Below are 19,597 nucleotides of genomic sequence, written 5' to 3' on the forward strand. Positions count from 1 at the left end.
GTACGGCAACTGACGACGGGAGGTCATGTGAAGGCTGCCACGTACCGCATTCTGGTGATGGGCGTATCGGGTTCGGGGAAGTCCCATGTGGGCCGCCTCCTGGCCGAGCGACTCGGTGTCGACTTCATCGATGGCGACGACCACCACTCGCCGGCGAGCATCGACAAGATGGCCAACGGCATCCCCCTGGACGACGCGGATCGCCGCGAGTGGCTCGAGACCCTGGCGGGCTGTTTCGGCGACTACCGGCGCCGCGAGGCGTCGGTGGTGATCGCCTGCTCGGCCTTGAAGCGACGCTACCGGGACACCCTTCGGGGGGGCGACGGCGACCTCGCCATCCTCTTTCTCGAGGGCGATCGCGAACGGCTTCGCCAACGGCTCGGGAGCCGGGAGGAGCACTTCTTCCGGGGTGAGGCCATGCTCGACAGCCAGTTGAGCGATCTCGAGCCTCCCGGTCGCGACGAAGCCGTCGTCGTGGATATCGGCCAGACGCCGGAGCAGATCGTCGAGGCGTTCCTGCTGACCCTGGAGGGGCGCTGACACCGGGGCGGGGATCGTGAATCGTCGCGGGAAGTCGGCTATGGTAGCCGGCTTCCAGACACCGCTCCATCGATCGAGGCACCGGAGGCCGTGAAGAAGAGACGACCGACACTCCAGGACATCGCCGACCGGGTGGGCGCGACGAAGATGACCGTCAGCCGCTGCCTGCGCAACCCCGAGTCGGTCTCCGAGGCGCTGCGGGAGCGCATCTTCGCCGTGGCCGAGCAGATCGGCTACATTCCCAACCGGGCACCGGACCTGCTGTCCAAGGCGACCAGCCGCTCGATCGGCGTGCTGGTGCCGTCCCTGACCAACCAGGTGTTCGCCGACGTCATCGTCGGCATCGAGGCGGTGACCGAACCGCTCGGCTACCACCTCATGCTCACCCACTACGGCTACAGCCCGGAGCTGGAGGAGCGCAGCCTGGCCTCGCTGCTCTCCTACAACGTCGATGGCGTGATCCTCTCCGACAGCCGCCACACGCCACGCAGCTGCCGCATGCTGGAGACGGCGGGCATCCCCTCGGTGGAGATCATGGATACCCACCTGTCGCCGATTCACCAGGCGGTCGGCTACGACAATGTGGCCGCCGCCCGCGACATGGTCGCGGAGATGATCCGCCACGGCCGCCGCCATATCCTCTACCTGGCGGTGCGCCTCGACGAGCGTACCCGCCAGCGCGAGGAGGGCTACCGCCAGGCCATGGAGGCCCATGGCCTGACACCCATGACCCTGCAGCGGACCCAGCGCTCCTCCTACAGCGTGGGGGCCGCCCTGTTGGCCGAGATCCTCGCCGAGCACCCCGAGACCGATGGTATCTTCTGCACCAACGACGATGTGGCCGTGGGGGCCTACTTCGAGTGCCTGCGCCGTGGCGTCCCGGTGCCCGGCCGATTGGCGATCGCCGGCTTCCACGGCCACGACGTGGGCCAGGTGATGTCGCAGCGGCTCGCCAGCGTGGTCACCCCGCGCGAGGCGATCGGCGAGCGCGCCGCCCGCGAGCTGCTAGCGCGCATTCGCGGCGAGGCGCCGGGCGAAACCGTCATCGACCTGGGATATCGCATCGAGGTCGGCGATACGCTCAGGTAAGCTGTCGATATGCGTTCCGGCTATGAGTCGACTAGCGTGTCGCAATTAGCAAGTGGCGCCCGACACGGTAGGCTATAGGGAATCCGCCGTGACGATCCGACCCTGCCGGGGCCGGTCTCACCGCCTACATCACACGAGGAGTGCCTCTATGTCGTTTGCCCGCCGTCTTTCGTCGCTGCTCGCCCTGGCGACGCTGCTGGGCTTGTTCGCCGTTCCGGCAGCGGCGGAGTCCGGCCGTCTGCACCTGGTGGCGACCACCGGCATGATCGCCGATGCCCTGCGCCGGGTCGGCGGCGAGCAGGTCGAGGTGCGTGGCCTGATGGGCGAGGGGGTCGACCCCCACCTCTATCGCCAGACGCGCAGCGACGTCACCGCCATGACGCGAGCCGATGCGGTGTTCTGGAACGGGCTCTACCTGGAGGCGCAGCTGGAAGAGTTCCTCGGGCGCCTGGGCCGGCGCAAGCCGGTGTTCGCCGTGGGCGAGGCGGTGCCGGCCGAGGTGCGGCGGGCCGACGAGGAGTACCCCGACCAGTCCGATCCCCACGTATGGATGGATCCCGGCCGCTGGCGGTACGTGGTACTGGCGATTCGCGATGCCCTGAGCGAGCTCGCCCCCGAGCATGCCGAGGCCTTCGCCCAGCGTGCCGACGACTACCTGGTCGAGCTCGACGCGCTCGATGCCTATGCCCGCGAGGTGCTCGCCAGCGTGCCGGAGGAGGCCCGGGTGCTGGTAACCGCCCACGACGCCTTCGGTTACTTCGGCGATGCCTATGACTTCGAGGTGCTGGGCATCCAGGGCTTCTCCACCGAGAGCGAGGCCGGTCTGGCACGGATCGAGTCGATGGTGAATGTGCTGGTGGAACGGCAGATCGGCGCCATCTTCATCGAGACGTCGGTGTCGGACCGCAACATCCGGGCGCTGATCGAGGGGGCGGCGGCCAAGGGCCACGAGGTGCGCATCGGCGGCGAGCTCTTCTCCGACGCCATGGGACCCCGGGGTACCTACGAGGGTACCTGGCTGGGCATGATCGACCACAACGTCACCCTGATCGCCCGGGAGCTGGGCGGCGAGGTACCCGAGGGGGGACGCCTGGCTCGCCTCGCCTTGGCCGAGGAGGCGCCATGAACCGCGCACCGAGGGTCAGCGAGGAGGTCGCGGCCAGCCCCCTGGCGGTCCAGGGCCTGACCGTCAGCTATGACCGGCGTCCGGTGGTCTACTCGGTGGACTTCGTCACGCCGCCGGGCAGCATGACGGGAATCGTCGGGCCCAACGGCGCCGGCAAGTCGACCCTGCTCAAGGCGGCGATGGGCATCACCCGGCGGCTCACCGGCGACGTACGCGTCTTCGGCGAGCCCATCGAGCAGATGTCGCGACACATCGCCTACGTGCCCCAGCGCAACAGCATCGACTGGGACTTCCCCGCCACGGTGATCGACGTGGTCACCATGGGGCTGTTCCGCGACCTGCGCTGGTGGCAGTTCACTCGCCGGCAGCATCGCGATCGCGCCATGGAGAGCCTGGTCCGGGTCGGCATGGAGGCCTTCGCCGACCGCCAGATCGGCCGGCTCTCCGGGGGCCAGCAGCAGCGGGTGTTCCTGGCCCGGGCGCTGACCCAGCAGGCCGAGCTGACCATCCTCGACGAGCCCTTTGCCGGCGTCGACGCGGCCACCGAGAAGGCCATCGTCGAGGTGCTCAAGCGGCTGCGCGCGGAGGGCCGGACCCTGCTCTGCGTGCACCACGACCTCGCCACGGTGCGTGACTACTTCGATCACGTGCTGCTGCTCAACGTGCACCGGATCGCCGCCGGCCCCGTCGAGGAGGTGTTCACCGAGAACAACCTCCAGGCGACCTACGGCGGTCGCCTGAGCGCCTTGCAGCTGACGCGCCTGGTCGGCGATCCCGTGACCCAGCGGAGCGACTGATGGAGACCTGGTGGCAGGCGTTGACCTTCTCGCTGGGCTACAACACCAGCCTGGTGACCCTCGGCAGCATGCTGCTCGGCGCCGGCGGGGGGATGATCGGCAGTTTCGTGCTGCTGCGCAAGCGTTCGCTGGTCAGTGACGCGATCAGCCATGCGACCCTGCCGGGCCTCGCCCTGGCCTTCATCCTCGCCGGCCTGTGGCAGGGCGACGGCCGCTGGCTGCCGGGGCTGCTGCTCGGCGCCGCCCTGAGCGCCGCCGTGGGGCTCTGGGCGGTGCAGACGATCAGCGCGCGCACCCGGCTCGGCGAGGACGCCGCCATCGGCGCGATCCTCTCGACGTTCTTCGCCTTCGGCGTGGTGCTGATCACCGTCATCCAGTCGATGCAGGTAACCGGCCAGGCCGGGCTGACCGGTTACCTGGTCGGTGCCACGGCCGGTATGCTGGCCTCCGAAGCGCAGCTGATCGCGCTCTGTGCCCTGGGGTTGTTGCTGGCGATCTTCGTGCTGCGTCGCGATTTCCTGCTGGTCTGCTTCGATGCGGAGTTCGCCCGTACCCAGGGGGTGAGCACCTGGCGGGTCGACCTGCTGATGCTGCTGCTGCTGATGGCGGTGGTGGTGATCGGGCTCAAGGTCACCGGGCTGATCCTGATCGTGGCGCTGACCATCATCCCACCTGTCACCGCACGCTTCTTGACCGACCGTCCGCTGCGCATGGTGGCACTGGCCGCGCTGCTGGGGGCGCTGGCCGGATACCTCGGGGTGACGCTGTCGAGCGTGCAGGAGGGTCTGCCCACCGGACCCTTGATCGTGCTGGCCTCCTTCGCGCTGTTCATGGTCTCCTTCCTGTTCTCGCCGTGGCGCGGGGTGCTCGCCACGCTGCTGGCCCATCAGCGCTTCCGCCGCCGGGTCCACGTGCGCCAGGGTCTGCTCGCGCTGGCCCGCGAGGAGCCGATCTTCGACAACCTGACCCTGAAGTTGCTGCGGCGTCAGGGGTATATCCGGCGCGATGGCGTGGCGACACCGCCGGGTCGCGCCGCGGCGCGCGATGCCGAGCACGAGGAGCGGCTGTGGGCGCTCTACCGCGAGCGCCATCCGGACGACGCCCTGCACCAGGAAAATTCCGGCCTCACCCCCATTTCCCGGGTGCTCTCTGCGGACGCGATCATGGCGCTGGAGGCTCAGTTGCCACCCAGAGCGGAGGGGGGGCGATGAGCGACTTCATGATGTTCAGCCTGGTGCCGCTGACGGTGGCGGTGATCATCGGCATGACCTGTGCGTTGCTGGGCAACTTCCTGGTGCTGCGCCGCCAGAGCCTGATCGGCGACGCCATCAGCCATGTGGCGTTGCCCGGCATCGTGGTCAGCTTCCTGCTCACCGGCACGCTCGCCTCCACGGCGATGATGCTGGGGGCCGGCGCCTCGGCACTGGTCACGGTGGCGATGATCGAGCTGATCCGGCGGCTCGGCCGGGTGGAGATCAGCGCGGCCATGGGAGTGACCTTCACCAGCCTGTTCGCGCTGGGCGTGCTGCTGCTGGAGTGGCACCAGGCCAGTGGGGTGCACCTGGACGTGGAGCACGCGCTCTACGGCAACCTGGAGAGCCTGATCTGGTTCGACGGCACGGGGCCGGCCGCCCTGTTCGACCCCGTGGCCCTCGCCGACCTGCCGCCGCAGTTGGCCCGGGTCGCCTGGGTGGGCCTGCTGGTGGGGGGCTTCGTGGCGGTGTTCCGCCGCCAGCTGGTGCTCGGCAGCTTCGATCCCGACTTCGCCGCCAGCGTCCGGGCGCATCCCGTGCTGGTCGACCTGTTGCTGGTGACCATGGTGGCGGTGGCGGCGATCGCCGCCTTCGAGGCGGTGGGCTCGATCATCGTCATCGCGATGTTCATCTGCCCGGCCGCGGCGGCACGGCTGATGACCGATCGGCTCGGGGCCCAGATCGCCTGGAGCCAGCTCTTCGCCGTGATCTCGTCGGTGGTTGGCTACCTGCTGGCGGGGCACGGCCTCGGCTGGCTGGGTTTCGATGCCTCGGTGAGTGCCGCCGGCACGATCGCCACCCTGGCCGGATTGATCCTGCTGCTGGCCTGCCTGTTCGGCCCGCGTCGGCATCGGATGGGGAGTGCCCGAACCGTCTGAGGCGCCGTCGCATCACGACATGCACGAGGAGCACCCGATGGAGATTCGCCCTGCAGCCACCCTGGCCATGGTACGGGACGGCGCGGCCGGCCTGGAGGTGTTGCTGCTGCAGCGCACCTGGCAGGCGGCCTTCCTGCCCGGCTACTTCGTCTTTCCGGGCGGCGCCGTCGATGCCGTCGATGCCGTCGATCGCCATGACCGTGAGCTGATGGCCGGCGCCAGCGACGCGGCGATCAGCCAGACCCTGAGTCTCGACGAGGGCGGCGCCGACTACATGATCGCCGCGCTGCGCGAATGCTTCGAGGAATCCGGCCTGCTGCTGGCCATGGACGGGGAAAGGCGGGTGCCCGGGCCGGACCACCCGGCACTGGCCGAGGGCCGGTCGGCCCTGCTGGCGGGCGAGCTGGGATTTCTCGAGCTGTGCCGGCGCCATGGGTTGATCCTGCCCCTGGACCGGCTCGCCTATGTGGGCCACTGGATCACCCCCAAGGGACCGCCGCGGCGCTTCGATACCCGCTTCTTCGTGGCCCGGGCGCCGGAGGGCCAGGGGGTGGCTCCGGACGGCAGCGAGATCATCGACCATGTATGGATCGCCCCCGGCGAAGCGCTCGCCGAGCACCGCGCCGGTCGCCGGCCCCTCGGTCATCCCACCCTGCGCACCCTGCGCTACCTGGCCGACTTCGACAGCGGCGAGGCGCTGCTGCGTCACGCTCACGCCAATCCCCCGGCGCCGCGGCCGAGCAAGGCCTGGCCGGCGCGCAAGGGTGGCGAGCCCTGGCGGGTCGAGCCGGACGCCCCGGCTTACGTCGAGGTGCGCCGGCTCGATCCCGAGCGCCGCGGCACGGCCCGCGCCGAGATCGTCCCCGGTGAGCCGGTCACCCTGGCCCCGGGTGTCGTCCGCCTCACCGCGCCCAACCCCGGGGTGATGACCGGCCCCGGCACCAACAGCTACCTGCTGGGGGAGGGCGGCGACTGGACGGTGATCGATCCCGGCCCCGATCTGCCCGCGCATCTCGAGCGCCTGCTGGAGGTCACCGGCGGGCAGATCACCCAGATCCTGGTCACCCATACCCATCGCGACCACTCGCCGGGGGCGGCGGCGCTCAAGACGCGTACCGGGGCCCAGGTGCTGGGCATGCCGCCGCCGCCGGGGCGCAGCCAGGATGCCGCCTTCGCCCCGGATGCGGTACCGCGGCACGGCGGGCGCATCGAGACGGCGGCCGGCCTGCTCCGGGTGCTGCACACCCCGGGCCACGCCTCCAACCACCTCTGCTACCTGCTGCTGCCCGAGCGGCTGCTGTTCTCCGGCGATCAGGTGATGCAGGGCTCCACGGTGGTGATCAACCCGCCGGACGGTGACATGGCCGCCTACCTGGACGCGCTGCATGCCCTGCTGGACGAGCCGATCGCGCATATCGCCCCCGGCCACGGCTTCCTGATCGGCCAGCCCCACTCGGCCATCGACTTCCTGATCACCCACCGCCTGGCCCGCGAGCACAAGGTGGCTCGGGCGCTGGCGCGCCACGGCCCGGCGACGCTCGAGACCCTGACCCGCCATGCCTACGACGACGTGCCCGAGGCCCGGCAGGGTATCGCCGAGCGCTCGGCCCTGGCCCATCTGCTCAAGCTGGAGCGAGACGGGCGCGCGCGGCGTCGCGGCGATGAGTGGCTCAGCGCCTGAAACCGGGTTAGAGCGTGCGCCAGGGGGAGGGCGGCGGCGCCTGCAGGGTCTCGAGCAGGGCCTCCAGGGCCTGGCCGAGGGCCTCCCGGGAGGCAGCGCCGCCCAGGCACAGGCGCACCGCCTGGGGCGCCGGCTCGCTGCCCACGCAGAAGGGCTCGGGGCCGGTCAGGCGCACGCCGCGCTGTTCCAGGCCGGCCAGCAACTCGGCGGCGCGCAGCCCCTCGGGCAGTGGCAGCCAGAGGTTGTTGCCGTGGGGCCGGCCGGTGGGGCCATAGGCGGCCAGGCGTGCCCGGGCCAGGCGCTGGCGCTCGGCCTGCTCCGCGGTCTGCCAGGCCAGCAGCCGGTCACTGTCATCGCTTGCCACCCAGCGGCACACCGCCTCCACCATCAGCGGCGGCACCATCCAGCTCTGGGCGCGCAGCGCCGCCCCCAGTCGCTCGCGCAGCGCCTCCGGCACCGCCAGGGCGCCGATGCGCAGGCCGCCGGCCAGCACCTTGGCGGTGCTGAAGGCGAACAGGGTGCGCTCCGGGGCGAGCCGATGGAGCGGCGTGCCGCGCTCCGCCTCCGGCAGGTACTGTACTCCGTCCTCCAGGATCCAGAACTCGTGGCGGCGCGCCAGCTCGGCCAGCCGTTCGCGGCGTGCCTCACTCAGCACCGCGCCGGTGGGGTTGTTCTGATCCGGGGTGACGTAGACCAGCCGTGGCGGCTGCTGGGCGCATAGTCGTGCCAGGGCCTCCATGTCCATGCCGTCGGCGTCCAGGGGCACGGGGAGCACCTTGAGATGCGCCAGGCGCGCGGCACCGATCAGCCCGGGGTAGGTGAGGGCGTCGGCGGCGATGCGCTCGCCGGGACGCGTCAGGGCGCGCAGGGTCAGGTCAATGCCGTGCTGGCCACCCTGGGTGACCACCAACGACTCGGGCGTCACCGGCATGCCGAGTCGGGTCATCCAGGCGGCGAGGCGCTCACGGTGGACCGGCAGGCCGCGCTCCGGCTGATACGCCACGGCCCGTTGCAGTACCGCCTCGTCCCGGGCGATCTCGGCCAGGGCGCGCCCCAGGGCGGCGGCGCGCAGCGGATGGGGTGGCGGCAGGCTCAGACTGAGGTCGATCAGGCTGTCATCGGCATCGGGGTGAGTGGCCAGGAAGGGGGGCGGTTCGGCCCCCTCGACGCCGCGCACATAGGTGCCACTGCCGACCCGGGCCGCCACCCAGCCCTGGCGCTCCGCCTCGGCATAGGCGCGGGTCACGGTGCCCACGGTGACGCCCAGGGCATCGGCCAGGCGGCGTTGGGGTGGCAGGCGCTGCCCCGGGGGCAATTCGCCACCCTGGATGGCGCGGGCGATGGCCTCGCTGATGGCTCGGTAGCGCGGACCTGCCGTCTCGAGCTGGGGAATCCAGATTGTCATGGTGACAATAAAATCCTTGCCGGCGAAATTGCACCGATTATGCTGTGAATTGTAGGCAATGAACGCGCTAAAAACCACCAAACATTCCATAATTGTATGGGTGCAATGACATGGAAGCCTTGGCATTCCTCGGGCCCGCGGCCCTCTACATGATCTCGATGACCATCACGCCTGGCCCCAACAACGTGATGTTGACCGCCTCCGGGGCCAACTACGGTTTCCTGCGGACCCTGCCGCACATCTTCGGCATCCTGGGTGGCTGTTTCCTGCTCTTCGCCGGCATTGCCCTGGGGCTGGGGCTGGTGTTCGAACGCTATCCGCTGGTGCAGACGATGCTGCGCCTGATCGGCAGCGCCTATCTGCTCTACCTGGCCTGGTGCATCGCCACGGCCCCGCCGCCCGACCTGCGGCAGCGGGGCGAGGGGCGGCCGCTGAGCTTCTGGCAGGCGGCGGCCTTCCAGTTCGCCAACCCCAAGGCGTGGGTGATGGGGCTGGCACTGATGGCGGGCTTTCTGCCCGACGGTGGGGACACCGTGGCAAACGCCCTGCTGCTGGCCGGTTTCGCCGAACTGGTGGGGCTGCCGTGCATCGCCCTCTGGGCGGGATTCGGTACTGCCATCGGCCGCTGGCTCGACACGCCGCGCGCCTGGCGCATCTTCAACGGCCTGATGGGGGGGCTCACCGCCGCCTGCGTGTATTTCATCCTCGGCTAACTGACAACGCCCTGGGGGCGGCGCCCTCAGGAGGATGCTCTCTCGGTGGTACCTGGGCGCCTGGCCATCAGGGTGATCTCGACATGGGCGCCGCCGTAAAGGCGCGGCGACTGGGTGCAGGTGCGGGCGGGATAGTAGTGATCCTCGAAGAACTCGGCATAGACGGCGTCCATCATGCGGATTTCGTCGAGGTCGGTGATATGCACGTCGACCCGCACCGCATCGTTCAGGCTACAGCCCGCCGATTCGAGCATGCGCTGGATGCGCCGCATCACCATCCGCGTCTCCTCGCGGATGTCGCCGAGCACCGTCTCGCCGCCCTGGATATCCTCCGCGGTCAGGCCGGAGAGGAAGACATAGTCGTCATCGATCACCAGGTGGCAGCCCGGGAAGAGCGGCGCGGGCAGGGTCGGGTCGTTGCGATGGACCGGCATGAGGTCCCTCCGTCTGTCGGGGGTTACCGTCACTATAGCCGTTCGAGGTGTCTTGCCGAGGTGTTCCCGGAGGCGTGCTCAGGAGCCCTGGATACCGCAGGTGCTGCACTCACTGCTGGAATTCGGGAGACAAAGCGTAGCGGTGCTACAGGAACGCCTCGAGCTCCTCGCTGCCCAGGTTGCCGCCGGTGATCACCACCACGACATCGCCCTCCGGCGGCAGCGTCACGGCCTCTTCCAGCAGGGCGGCGACGCCCACGGCGGCCCCCGGCTCGGCGGCGAGCTTGGCCTGGTAGAGCAGGTGACGCATGGCGCGGTGGATGGCGGCCTCGTCCACGGTGGCGAGCGCCTGGACGTTCTGCCGGCTGAGCGGATAGGTGTGCTCGCCGACGATGGCGGCGGCCAGGCTCTTGGCGCAGGTATCGACTCGTTCGAGTTTCGCGGGCCCGCCCCGGGCCCAGGCGTGGGCCATGCTCGCCGCCCCGCTCGGCTCCACACCGATCAGCGAAAGCGCTGGCCGCAGGTGCGAAGTGGCCACACCGATGCCAGCGATCAGCCCGCCGCCGCCGACGGGGCAGAGGATGGCGGTGGCCTCCGGGGCCTGCTCGAGGAGCTCCAGGCCCACGGTGCCCTGGCCGGCCACGATGCGCTCGTCGTCGTAGGGGTGCACCAGGGTGAGGCCGCGCTCCTCGACCAACCGATGCATCAGCGCCCAGGCGTCGTTGATGTCGCCGTGCAGGATCACCTCGGCGCCGAATTCGCGGCTGCCTGCCACCTTGAAGGGGCTGGCGTTCTCGGGCATCACGATGGTCACCGGCACCCCGACCTGGCGGGCCGCCCAGGCCAGGCCCAGGGCGTGGTTGCCGGCCGAGACGGCGCCCAGCCCGCCGTCGAGCTCCCCGCGTTCGGCGGTGCGCAGCCAGTTCAGGGCGCCGCGGGCCTTGAAGGAGCCGGTGCGCTGGAAGAGCTCGCCCTTGAGCCAGACTCGCCGCCCCAGTCGATCGGAGAGGCGGTGGTCGGTCACCAGGGGCGTGGGGGAGAGGGTGTCGGCGAGGCGTGCCTGCGCCTGTTGAAGCCGTGCCAGATCGATCATGTCGTCGCCTCCGCTGCCATGCCGAAGGGCCGTCCGGCGCACGCCGGACGGCCCGTTCTCTCCCGCCAGTGTAATGCTCATGGCCGGCGGGCGAAGTCGTCATTCCGGGTATCGTGCTCGAGCTGGTGGACGCGGATGTCGCGGAAGCCGGAGCGACTGTGGCGAGGGCCACGGCGACGGTTAACGCGGGGGTGGGGCGCGCCCATGGCGGGAACGACGGGGCGAGCGCTCCTCCGGACGCTCGCCCCGTCAGGCTGGCTCAGTAGCCGAGATAGTGCCCGGCGATCAGGGCGACCCAGCACATGGCGTAGACCAGCGCCATCAGTGGCAGGATCACCCGCAGCCACTGGGCATAGGAGACCTTGCCGAGGGCCAGCATGGCCAGGGTGCCGCCCGAGGTGGGCACGATGAGGTTGGTCAGGCCGTCGCCCACCTGGAAGGCGGTGATCATCAGCTGGCGGCTCATGCCGATCAGGTCGGCGAGCGGGATCAGGATCGGCATGGTCACCAGCGCCTGCCCCGAACCGCTGGGGACGAACAGGTTGATGACCCCCTGGATGACACTGGAGGCCACGGCCGCCAGGGCGATCGGCATGTCACCCACCAGGCTGCTCAGGGAGTGCACGATGGTGTCGATGATCTGGGCGTCCTTGAGGATCACCTGGATGGAGGCGGCGACCCCGATCACCAGGGCGCCGGCGGTGACGGTGGACGCCCCCTCCATCATCTGCCTGACCAGCTCGTTGGCCCCGAGGCCGTTGGCGATGCCGATCACGATCGCCATCAGCAGGAACATGGCGGCGATCTCGTTGATGTACCAGCCGCGGGTGAACACCCCGATCAGCATGGCCACCAGGCCACCCACGAAGAGGCCCAAGGTGATCAGGTCGCGGCGCGTCAGGGTGTAGTCCGCGAGCCGCTTGGTGAGTTCGGCGGGCTGGTCGTCCCGATAGTCGACGCGGGTCACGTAGCGGCAGATGAACACGCTCAGGGTGGCGAGGCAGGCCACGACCATCAGGGTCCTCAGCCACCAGCCAGAGAAGGTGGACAGCTCGCCGATGCCCTGCGCCACGCCCACGGTATAGGGGTTGATGGGGGAGAGGGCGAAGCCGATTCCGATGCCGCCCACGGCCATGACCACCCCGACCAGCCGCGAGCAGCCGATGGCGGTGGCGATCAGCACGCCGATGGGCACCAGCGCGATGTTGTTCTCGAAGCCCACGGCCACGCCGAAGAAGCCGTAGATGAAGGTGCCTGCGGTGATGACCAGGTTGCGGCTGCGGATGTCGTTCTCGGCCCCGACCTTGTGCACGGCGACCCCGATGACGTTCTCCAGGGCGCCGGTACGCTGCAGGATGTGGAACAGCCCGCCGGCGATGAAGACGATGAACAGAAACTGGGAGGCGGCGATCAGCCCCTCGGGGATGGCCACGAAGATCCGGAAGACATGGAGATTGGCCACGTCTGCCAGGTACTGGAAGGAGTCGGGAATCACCCTGGTGCGGCCATCGACCATCTCGCGTTGGAACTCGCCGGCCGGCACGATGAAGGTCATCAGGTAGGCCGCCACCAGGATCAGGAAGATCAGGACCATCGGGTCCGGCACTCGCCGGTACCACTTCGGGTCCGACGCTGACGTCGGTGCTGCCGTCTGGGTGTGTTGCTGATAGTGGCTCATGGTCAACCCTCGAGACGTTATCGAATGTTGTTGTGGGTGATGGGACTACTGGGAAATGCCGTCATGCCGTGGCGTGGCGTGGCGCTGGGCCAGGCGCTGGCAGACATGGGTCAGGACCTCGACGGCGGTGGTCAGGTCCCGGGGCTCGATCGCTTCGCCGGGATGGTGGCTGACGCCCCCCTCGCAGCGCAGGAAGAGCATGCCGATATCGCACAGCGAGCGCATGGCCAGGCCATCGTGGCCGGCGCCACTGAACAGCACCCGTGGGGGGATGCCGCTGTCCTGAACGGCCCCCTGCAGCTCGCGGGAGAGCCACTCGGAACACGGCACGGCCGACTGTTCGTAGGTCAGCGCCTGGTCGAAGGTCAGCCGCGCGGCGGTCAGCGAGGCATCGATCCGCTCGAGCAGCGTCTCCCGGGCCCGGCGGCGGATCTCGTCGCGGGGCGAGCGCAGCTCGATGGAGAGCGTCGTGGTCTGGGGAATGACGTTGACGCCGTTGGGGGCGTTCTCGATCTTGCCCACCACGCCGACCAGCTCTTCGGTCTCCCGGCAGAGGGCATCCACCAGCTGGATCACGCCGGCGGCGCCGACCAGGGCGTCCTGACGCACCTCCATGGGCACCGTGCCGGCGTGTCCAGCCAGGCCGTGAATGGTCAACTGGTGGCGTTCGATACCGGTGATGGCGCTCACCACGCCGATCGGCAGGTCGGCGAGCTCGAGCTGGGGGCCCTGCTCGATATGGACCTCGAGGAAGGCGATGACCCCCTCGGCGGCATAGCGGTCCGCGGCGATGCGCTCCGGCCGGCAGCCGAACGCCTCGAGGGCCTGTTTCAGGGTCACGCCGGCGTCGTCGGTGGCCTTCAGCATCTCGGGGTCGAAGGTGCCGGCGAGCACCTTGGAACCCAGCAGGGTCGAGCTGAAGCGCGTGCCCTCCTCGTCGCTGAATGCCACCACATCGATATGGAAGGGGAGTGTGATGGCGTTGTCCCGGAGGTACTTGACCAGCGCCAGGGGCAGGATCACGCCCAGGATGCCGTCGTATCTGCCACCGTTCGGCACGGTGTCCTGGTGGGAGCCGAGCAGCAGCGTGCGGGCCTGCGGATTCGCGCTGGCATGGCGGCCGATCAGGTTGGCGCCGTTGTCCTCGCGTACCGACATGCCCAGCTCCCGCATCCAGGCGGTCAGGGCGTCCAGCGTGGCGCGGTGCTCCGGGGTGGCGCACCGGCGGGTGACGCCGTCGCGCCGCGGGTCGGGCGTTTCACTGCAGCGGGCCACCGTCTCCAGCCACTGCCAGGCCTGGTCGGCGGCCTGCTCGAAAGTACAACTCATGAAATCCCCTTGCCGAGGCGTTGTGTATTTATCATGATAAATGGAGGCTAACGGAGCCTTCCACGCCCGTCAACACACACCACGATGCCGCTTGGAATGCGGAAATGGCTGATATAGCAGTGAAAAACGGGTGAAAACAATTTGTTATGATAAATAGAGTCGTAACAGGGGCGCTCGGCCGTTCGACTAATGTCCAAGTGGGAACGCGACGGAACGCGAGAAGGGCCGGGCAGGCGCGCCCGCCCCGCGGCCGGAAGGGCGCGGAGACGCGGCAGCAAGGAGGGGAATGCCCCGTCCAACCAGTGGGGTCAGTTCAAGCGGTCAGTTCAAGCGTAAGGGCGAGGCGTCTGGCCGGGCTTAGCCAGGGTTAGCCGGTGGGCTTGGCGACGGGATCGGCAAGACGAAGGAGGGATCCCTCGCCGGTGGAGAGGTCGCGCAGCGCCAGGTATTCGCGACTCGGCGTCTCGTCGGTGTCATCGGCCCGGAAGAAGGCCTTGTCGAGCGTCGCCTCCCGCGCCTCCATCAGCGCCTGGGCGGCCTGCATGTGCTCGGCCATGATCCGACGCGCCTCGTCCATGGCATTGTCGCGCAGGGCATCGACCAGCCGGCGTTGGAAGTGGTAGCCGCGCTGGCGCAGCTCCGGATAGGGCTGTTCGTAGATCCGCTGGCAGGTCGTCAGGCTCATCAGCAGCCGGATCATGAAACGGCACATCAGCGCCAGCAGGGGGTTGGGGCAGTAATCCACGAGCACCAGGTGGAACTCCAACTCCTTGATGCGCTGAGTGCGTTCCTCCTCGAGGGAGGCGGGAGGGTGCGTGTAGTAGGCCATGACCGCCTCCAGGCGCCGAAAGGCGGCCTCGTCCAGCATGCCCGCGAGACTCGCCACCATGGCCGGCTGGAGCTGCTTGCGCACCTCGTAGATGTCATGGATGGTCGGCGGACGGAAGAAGAAGTAGTTGCCCAGCAGCTCCATGGCTCGGTCGTCGCTCACCTCGCAGATGAAGGCGCCGCCGCCGGGGCCGGTACGGGTCTGGATCAGCCCCTGGGCCGCCAGGCCACGCAGTGCCTCGCGGATGGTGCCCTTCGAGGCATCCAGCGCCTCGACCAGGTGGGATTCCTGGGGCAGGCGATCGCCCGGGCCGAGCCCATGGCGCGCGATGTACTCCTTGATGGCGTCGCCGATCACCTCGGGGCGTGTGCGGCGAGCGGTGTGGCGGGGTGACTGACTCATCACTCTCCTTCAGGCGGGGCTGACGGGCGGTATATTTATCATGATAAAATGGCGTGCCGCGCCACGGCAATACCTTGCCGCCCTTGTCGACCCTCGCCCCCGGAGTGCTCCCATGACCTTCAGCCTCATCGCCCTGGATGCCGACCGCCGAACCCTGGGAGTGGCCTGTGCGACGGGGGGCCCCGCGCTGGGCGGCTTCGTGCCGCACCTGCAGCCCGGTGTCGGCGCCGCCATCACCCAAGGATACAGCACCAACGTGCTGGCCGCCGAACATGGGCTGGCACGACTGGCCGCCGGTGAGGCGGTGGGCTCGGTGGTGGCCGAGCTGCGCCACGCCGATCGGGGCGAGGCCTGGCGGCAGCTGGCCCTGATGGACCGCCACGGCCGGGTGGCGGGCTGGACCGGGACGCGCAATGTTCCCGTCTGCGACCTGCACCTGGTCCCCGGCCTGGTGGTCGCGGGCAACATGCTGGGGAGTCGTGAGGTGGTGCCCGCCATGGTGGCGGCCTACCATCAGGCGACAGCGGCGGGCCAGACGCTGGCCGAGGCGCTGCTGGCGGCCCTGGTGGCGGGGCAGCGCGCGGGAGGCGACCACCGCGGGGTCTATTCGGCGGCGCTCAAGGTGCGCGCCCCCGGCGGCCTGCCCCTCGACCTGCGCATCGACCAGGCCGACGATGCCGTGGCGGCGCTGGGCGGGCTGTACCGGCGCGTCCACGACGACGGGGACTTCCAGACCTTCCTGTCACGTCTGCCCACCGGCGAGGCACCGCATCGCCACTGAACTCCCTCGAGGCTCCCCGGACACCGGGAAGCGTGGCGTCGCCGCCGGGGTCATTTACCACGGTGGCGAGAGGGTCGGCACCATGCTTTCGTTAAACGCGTCAGCTGTCGATTTCCCCGCCCGCTTCGGCACCATCGAGGTGCGCCCGGTGCGGGAACTGCCGCCCCGAGACGTGGAGTAGCGACATGACCCATGTAGATGGCTTCGTTGCCGTGGTGCCCACCGCCAACCAGACCCGGTCCAGCGCCGCTCCGGCGGGATGCTGAGCCCGGCGGCGATCTGCTCGCGGATCACGTCCATCGGGGCGACGCCCTGGGCCAAGGGGTCACAGCTCGCGGCGCCAGACCTGGCCGATCAGGTCCTGGCCGAAGCTGTGATGGGGAGCTTCCTCGACCAGCTGGAAGCCGGCTCGCTCGTAGAGGCGGCGGGCGCTGGTGAGGACGCTGTTGGTCCACAGGACCATCCTCGCGTAGCCGACCTGGCGGGCGAAGCGCAGGCACTCCTCCACCAGGCGGCTGCCGATCCCATGGCCGCGGGCGCTGGGTTCGACATAGAGCAGGCGCAGCTTGGCCGTCGCCTCGTCCTGCCGGACGACGAACACGGAGCCGACCACGCTACCGTCCTGCTCGGCGATCCAGCAGCGCTCATGGCGCGGGTCGAACTCGCGCAGGTACTTGGCGGCGATCTCGGCGATCAGCGCCTCGTACTCGCTGTTCCAGCCATATTCCCGGGCATAGAGGACGGCCTGGCGATGGACGATCCAGCCCATGTCACCGGGGCGCGGATCGCGCAGCAGGTAGCCGGGCTCGGTGTCACCGAGCAGCGCCCGGATCTGGCCCATGGCGTCGATCAGCTGATCCCGTTCGGCAGGGGAGAGCCGCTCCAGCAGGGTGACCACCTCGCGCTGCGAGGCCTCGTTCAGGGGGGCGAAGGTGGCCAGTCCCTGGTCCGTCAGCTGCAGTTGAGTGGCCCGCCTATCGGAGGGCGAGCGCCGCTTGGCGACCAGCCCCTGCTTCTCGAATCCCTTGATCACCCGGCTCACATAGCCCGCGTCGAGACCGAGCTCCCGGCACAGGTCGGCGCTGGTGAGCAGCGGCCGGTGGGCGAGCTCATAAAGGATGCGCACCTCGGTCAGCGAGAACTCGCTGTCCAGCAGGTGCTCGTGGAGGACCCCGATCTGGCGCGTATAGAAGCGATTGAAGCTGCGCACGATTCCGGCGCACTCTTCCAGGCGAGGCGTGCTCATGGGTGTGATCCCTCTATATATTTGCTTTAAGCAAATATCTAGCTGCCAAAATCAACTATGTCAACACGACCGGTGGGCACACCACAGCCAACCCGCCAGAGGAAGCGCGCATGACGACCCGAGAGACCCTGCGACTCCAGCGGCTCAGCGCCGATGATGTGCCCAGGATGCACGCCCTGCTCACCGTCTTCGGCGAGGCCTTCGACGAGGTGGACACCTACGGCGCGGCGCGGCCCGATGACGGCTATCTGCGCCGGCTGCTGGGCAGCGACACCTTCATCGCCCTGGCGGCGCTGAAGGGCGAGGAGGTGGTGGGCGGGCTCGCCGCGTACGAGCTGCCCAAGTTCGAGCAGGCGCGCAGCGAGCTCTATATCTACGACCTGGCGGTGGCCGAGGCCCACCGCCGTCAGGGGATCGCCACCGCCCTGATCCTGGCGCTCAGGGAGCTCGCCGCCGAGCGCGGCGCCTATGTGGTCTTCGTCCAGGCCGATCATGGTGACGACCCCGCCATCGCCCTCTATTCGAGGCTCGGTATCCGCGAGGAGGTGTTGCACTTCGATATCCCGGTGGCCGCCGAGCGTTGAACGAAGAGACGCCCGGGCCTGGCGGCGACTGGCCAGGTCGCGGGCCCTCTTCCAGACTAACGAGGATGACGTCATTCCCCCCGACTCAGGAGCCAGCCATGAGCCAGCCGGTCATTGCCGACAACAAGCCCAGGAAGGTGGAACTGAAGCAGGGCGAGGAGTACTTCTGGTGCGTCTGCGGTCGCTCCCAGGACCAGCCCTTCTGCGACGGCTCCCACAAGGGCACCGGCTTCACGCCGAAGCGCTTCGTGGCGGAACAGAGCGGCGAGGCCTTCCTCTGCCGGTGCAAGCAGACCGGCGATGCCCCCTTCTGCGATGGCACCCATAAGCGGTTTGGCAAGGCGCTGGTGGGCAAGGAGGCGCCGGAGCCCCAGAGCGACGAAGGCGGGGAGGGGCCGGAGAAGGCCCCCAAGGCGAAGAACACCGAGGAAGAGCCCAGGGTGGAGTTCATCCACCAGCTGGCTCGGGAAGGCCTGGAGGGCGTCGGCCACCACGGGCCCATCGCCGCCATGGGCGTGCCGCGCCACACCCTGCCCGAGTGGGACGACCTGCAACTGATGGTGGCGCAGCTCGCCACCCAGCCGTTGCTGGATGACGCCGAGGTGGCCACCCGCCTGGTGGTCGGCCCCGAGGCCAGGAAGCCCTTGACCCTGGAGATGCCGCTGCTGGTCTCCGACATGAGCTTCGGCGCGCTCTCCGAGGAGGCCAAGATAGCGCTGGCCCGCGGCGCCGAGCGAGCCGGCACCGGCATCTGCTCGGGCGAGGGCGGCATGCTGCCCGAGGAGCAGCAGGCGAACTCCCGCTACTTCCTTGAACTGGCCAGCGCCAAGTTCGGCTTCGAGGAGCAGTTGCTCGAGAAGGTGCAGGCCTTCCACTTCAAGGGTGGCCAGGGCACCAAGACCGGCACCGGCGGTTACCTGCCGGGCAACAAGGTCGTGGGCAAGATCGCCCAGGTGCGCGGGCTGCCCGAGGGCGAGCCCGCCGAATCGCCGGCCACCTTCACCGACCTGCACTCCGTCGACGACTTCCGGCGCTTCGCCGACCGGGTCCGCGAGATCAGCGGCGGCATTCCGGTCGGCTTCAAGCTCAGCGCCAACCATATCGAGCGCGACATCCAGTTCGCCCTGGATGCCGGCGCCGACTACCTGATCCTCGACGGTCGCGGCGGCGGCACCGGCGCGGCACCGTTGATGTTCCGCGACCACATCAGCGTGCCGACCATCCCGGCGCTGGCCCGCGCCCGGCGCTACCTGGACAAGCAGGGGGCGAGCGGGCGCGTCACCCTGATCGTCACCGGCGGCCTGCGCGTGCCCATCGACTTCGTCAAGGCGCTGGCGCTGGGCGCCGACGGCATCGCGTTGGCCAACAGCGCCATGCAGTCCATCGGCTGTGTGGCCGCGCGCATCTGTAACACCAACAACTGCCCGGCGGGGATCGCCACCCAGCGCGCGGACCTGCGCCAGCGGCTGGACATCGACAAGTCGGCCCGGCAGCTGGACACCTTCCTGCGCGCCTCGGTGGCGCTGATGCAGATGATGGCGCGGGCCTGCGGCCACGACAGCCTGGCCAGGTTCAACCGCGACGACCTGGCCACCTGGCACCGCGAGATGGCCCTGCTGAGCGGCGTGCACTATGTCGGGGTGATGGATCCGGCGCCTTGAGCCCTGATCGCTGGTGCCGCCGCGCTCGTCGGCTGGATACTGGGGGGCGTGGCAATGAGAGTTCCATCGAGGCGGTGT

18 protein-coding genes are annotated in these 19,597 nt (G+C 69.3%); 11 read left to right on the forward strand and 7 right to left on the reverse strand.

The window, feature by feature from the left end:
- Positions 1-27 precede the first annotated feature (27 nt).
- From AC5W54_RS09535 to AC5W54_RS09565, 7 genes are all read left to right on the forward strand, one after another.
- Positions 28-540 (forward strand): gluconokinase, encoded by a 513-nt coding sequence (locus AC5W54_RS09535; RefSeq protein WP_495961844.1) that lies wholly within the window; start codon positions 28-30, stop codon positions 538-540.
- Positions 541-630: 90 nt separating this feature from the next.
- Complete coding sequence (gntR, locus tag AC5W54_RS09540) at positions 631-1,629, forward strand: gluconate operon transcriptional repressor GntR (RefSeq protein WP_495961845.1); 999 nt, start codon at positions 631-633, stop codon at positions 1,627-1,629.
- A gap of 148 nt (positions 1,630-1,777) precedes the next feature.
- Entirely contained in the window at positions 1,778-2,755 is a 978-nt protein-coding gene (locus tag AC5W54_RS09545) for a metal ABC transporter solute-binding protein, Zn/Mn family (RefSeq protein ID WP_495961846.1), read from the forward strand.
- The gene (locus AC5W54_RS09550) at positions 2,752-3,552 is read left to right on the forward strand and encodes a metal ABC transporter ATP-binding protein (RefSeq protein ID WP_495961847.1); all 801 of its coding nucleotides are present in this window, start codon (positions 2,752-2,754) and stop codon (positions 3,550-3,552) included. Before AC5W54_RS09545 ends, AC5W54_RS09550 begins: the two co-directional genes overlap by 4 nt.
- The gene (locus AC5W54_RS09555) at positions 3,552-4,763 is read left to right on the forward strand and encodes a metal ABC transporter permease (RefSeq protein ID WP_495961848.1); all 1,212 of its coding nucleotides are present in this window, start codon (positions 3,552-3,554) and stop codon (positions 4,761-4,763) included. Before AC5W54_RS09550 ends, AC5W54_RS09555 begins: the two co-directional genes overlap by 1 nt.
- A complete protein-coding gene (locus AC5W54_RS09560) occupies positions 4,760-5,683 on the forward strand; it encodes a metal ABC transporter permease (protein ID WP_495961849.1) in 924 nt (307 codons plus the stop codon). Before AC5W54_RS09555 ends, AC5W54_RS09560 begins: the two co-directional genes overlap by 4 nt.
- A 37-nt stretch (positions 5,684-5,720) precedes the next feature.
- Entirely contained in the window at positions 5,721-7,364 is a 1,644-nt protein-coding gene (locus AC5W54_RS09565; RefSeq protein ID WP_495961850.1) for an MBL fold metallo-hydrolase, read from the forward strand.
- Between the two features lie 7 nt (positions 7,365-7,371).
- Here AC5W54_RS09565 and AC5W54_RS09570 read toward each other — a convergent pair whose 3' ends face one another.
- Complete coding sequence (locus AC5W54_RS09570) at positions 7,372-8,769, reverse strand: aminotransferase-like domain-containing protein (protein WP_495961851.1); 1,398 nt, start codon at positions 8,767-8,769, stop codon at positions 7,372-7,374.
- Between the two features lie 110 nt (positions 8,770-8,879).
- Between AC5W54_RS09570 and AC5W54_RS09575 the strand changes: the two genes are divergently transcribed.
- A complete protein-coding gene (locus AC5W54_RS09575) occupies positions 8,880-9,482 on the forward strand; it encodes a LysE family translocator (RefSeq protein ID WP_495961852.1) in 603 nt (200 codons plus the stop codon).
- Between the two features lie 26 nt (positions 9,483-9,508).
- On the opposite strand, the gene AC5W54_RS09580 is transcribed toward AC5W54_RS09575, so the two are convergent.
- The 5 genes from AC5W54_RS09580 to AC5W54_RS09600 all read right to left on the reverse strand — a co-directional run bounded on the left by AC5W54_RS09580 (position 9,509) and on the right by AC5W54_RS09600 (position 15,247).
- The gene (locus tag AC5W54_RS09580) at positions 9,509-9,916 is read right to left on the reverse strand and encodes a RidA family protein (RefSeq protein WP_495961853.1); all 408 of its coding nucleotides are present in this window, start codon (positions 9,914-9,916) and stop codon (positions 9,509-9,511) included.
- A 145-nt stretch (positions 9,917-10,061) separates the two neighbouring features.
- The gene (locus AC5W54_RS09585) at positions 10,062-11,009 is read right to left on the reverse strand and encodes a threonine ammonia-lyase (protein ID WP_495961854.1); all 948 of its coding nucleotides are present in this window, start codon (positions 11,007-11,009) and stop codon (positions 10,062-10,064) included.
- A gap of 259 nt (positions 11,010-11,268) precedes the next feature.
- Positions 11,269-12,687, reverse strand: coding sequence for a YfcC family protein (locus AC5W54_RS09590; protein WP_495961855.1), 1,419 nt, complete (start codon positions 12,685-12,687; stop codon positions 11,269-11,271).
- 45 nt (positions 12,688-12,732) lie between these two features.
- A complete protein-coding gene (locus AC5W54_RS09595) occupies positions 12,733-14,016 on the reverse strand; it encodes an allantoate amidohydrolase (protein WP_495961856.1) in 1,284 nt (427 codons plus the stop codon).
- A gap of 367 nt (positions 14,017-14,383) precedes the next feature.
- The gene (locus AC5W54_RS09600) at positions 14,384-15,247 is read right to left on the reverse strand and encodes a FadR/GntR family transcriptional regulator (protein ID WP_495961857.1); all 864 of its coding nucleotides are present in this window, start codon (positions 15,245-15,247) and stop codon (positions 14,384-14,386) included.
- A 112-nt stretch (positions 15,248-15,359) separates the two neighbouring features.
- On the opposite strand from AC5W54_RS09600, the gene AC5W54_RS09605 reads away from it, so the two are divergent.
- On the forward strand, positions 15,360-16,028 hold the full coding sequence (locus AC5W54_RS09605) for a DUF1028 domain-containing protein (RefSeq protein ID WP_495961858.1): 669 nt from the start codon (positions 15,360-15,362) through the stop codon (positions 16,026-16,028).
- Positions 16,029-16,353: 325 nt separating this feature from the next.
- Here the strand turns inward: AC5W54_RS09605 and AC5W54_RS09610 are convergent, their stop codons facing one another.
- Positions 16,354-17,274 carry a bifunctional helix-turn-helix transcriptional regulator/GNAT family N-acetyltransferase gene (locus AC5W54_RS09610; protein ID WP_495961859.1) on the reverse strand — a complete coding sequence of 307 codons (921 nt, stop codon included), beginning with the start codon at positions 17,272-17,274 and terminating at the stop codon, positions 16,354-16,356.
- A gap of 110 nt (positions 17,275-17,384) precedes the next feature.
- Here AC5W54_RS09610 and AC5W54_RS09615 point away from each other — a divergent pair, with 110 nt between their 5' ends.
- Both AC5W54_RS09615 and AC5W54_RS09620 read left to right on the forward strand, forming a co-directional pair.
- A complete protein-coding gene (locus tag AC5W54_RS09615) occupies positions 17,385-17,858 on the forward strand; it encodes an AAC(3)-I family aminoglycoside N-acetyltransferase (RefSeq protein WP_495961860.1) in 474 nt (157 codons plus the stop codon).
- A 98-nt stretch (positions 17,859-17,956) separates the two neighbouring features.
- Positions 17,957-19,519: a glutamate synthase-related protein gene (locus AC5W54_RS09620; protein WP_495961861.1), complete on the forward strand. Its 1,563-nt coding sequence runs from the start codon at positions 17,957-17,959 to the stop codon at positions 19,517-19,519.
- The last annotated feature ends 78 nt before the right edge of the window (positions 19,520-19,597 follow it).

This window comes from Halomonas sp. LMYGS-3 (assembly GCF_059509875.1).

Bases quoted from the DNA above. Each gene is read 5' to 3' on its own strand.
- AC5W54_RS09545 (WP_495961846.1), top strand. From the start codon at position 1,778: ATGTCGTTTGCCCGCCGTCTTTCGTCGCTGCTCGCCCTGGCGACGCTG.
- AC5W54_RS09550 (WP_495961847.1), top strand. From the start codon at position 2,752: ATGAACCGCGCACCGAGGGTCAGCGAGGAGGTCGCGGCCAGCCCCCTG.
- AC5W54_RS09555 (WP_495961848.1), top strand. From the start codon at position 3,552: ATGGAGACCTGGTGGCAGGCGTTGACCTTCTCGCTGGGCTACAACACC.
- AC5W54_RS09560 (WP_495961849.1), top strand. From the start codon at position 4,760: ATGAGCGACTTCATGATGTTCAGCCTGGTGCCGCTGACGGTGGCGGTG.
- AC5W54_RS09565 (WP_495961850.1), top strand. From the start codon at position 5,721: ATGGAGATTCGCCCTGCAGCCACCCTGGCCATGGTACGGGACGGCGCG.
- AC5W54_RS09570 (WP_495961851.1), bottom strand. From the start codon at position 8,769: ATGACAATCTGGATTCCCCAGCTCGAGACGGCAGGTCCGCGCTACCGA.
- AC5W54_RS09575 (WP_495961852.1), top strand. From the start codon at position 8,880: ATGGAAGCCTTGGCATTCCTCGGGCCCGCGGCCCTCTACATGATCTCG.
- AC5W54_RS09580 (WP_495961853.1), bottom strand. From the start codon at position 9,916: ATGCCGGTCCATCGCAACGACCCGACCCTGCCCGCGCCGCTCTTCCCG.
- AC5W54_RS09585 (WP_495961854.1), bottom strand. From the start codon at position 11,009: ATGATCGATCTGGCACGGCTTCAACAGGCGCAGGCACGCCTCGCCGAC.
- AC5W54_RS09590 (WP_495961855.1), bottom strand. From the start codon at position 12,687: ATGAGCCACTATCAGCAACACACCCAGACGGCAGCACCGACGTCAGCG.
- AC5W54_RS09595 (WP_495961856.1), bottom strand. From the start codon at position 14,016: ATGAGTTGTACTTTCGAGCAGGCCGCCGACCAGGCCTGGCAGTGGCTG.
- AC5W54_RS09600 (WP_495961857.1), bottom strand. From the start codon at position 15,247: ATGAGTCAGTCACCCCGCCACACCGCTCGCCGCACACGCCCCGAGGTG.
- AC5W54_RS09605 (WP_495961858.1), top strand. From the start codon at position 15,360: ATGACCTTCAGCCTCATCGCCCTGGATGCCGACCGCCGAACCCTGGGA.
- AC5W54_RS09610 (WP_495961859.1), bottom strand. From the start codon at position 17,274: ATGAGCACGCCTCGCCTGGAAGAGTGCGCCGGAATCGTGCGCAGCTTC.
- AC5W54_RS09615 (WP_495961860.1), top strand. From the start codon at position 17,385: ATGACGACCCGAGAGACCCTGCGACTCCAGCGGCTCAGCGCCGATGAT.
- AC5W54_RS09620 (WP_495961861.1), top strand. From the start codon at position 17,957: ATGAGCCAGCCGGTCATTGCCGACAACAAGCCCAGGAAGGTGGAACTG.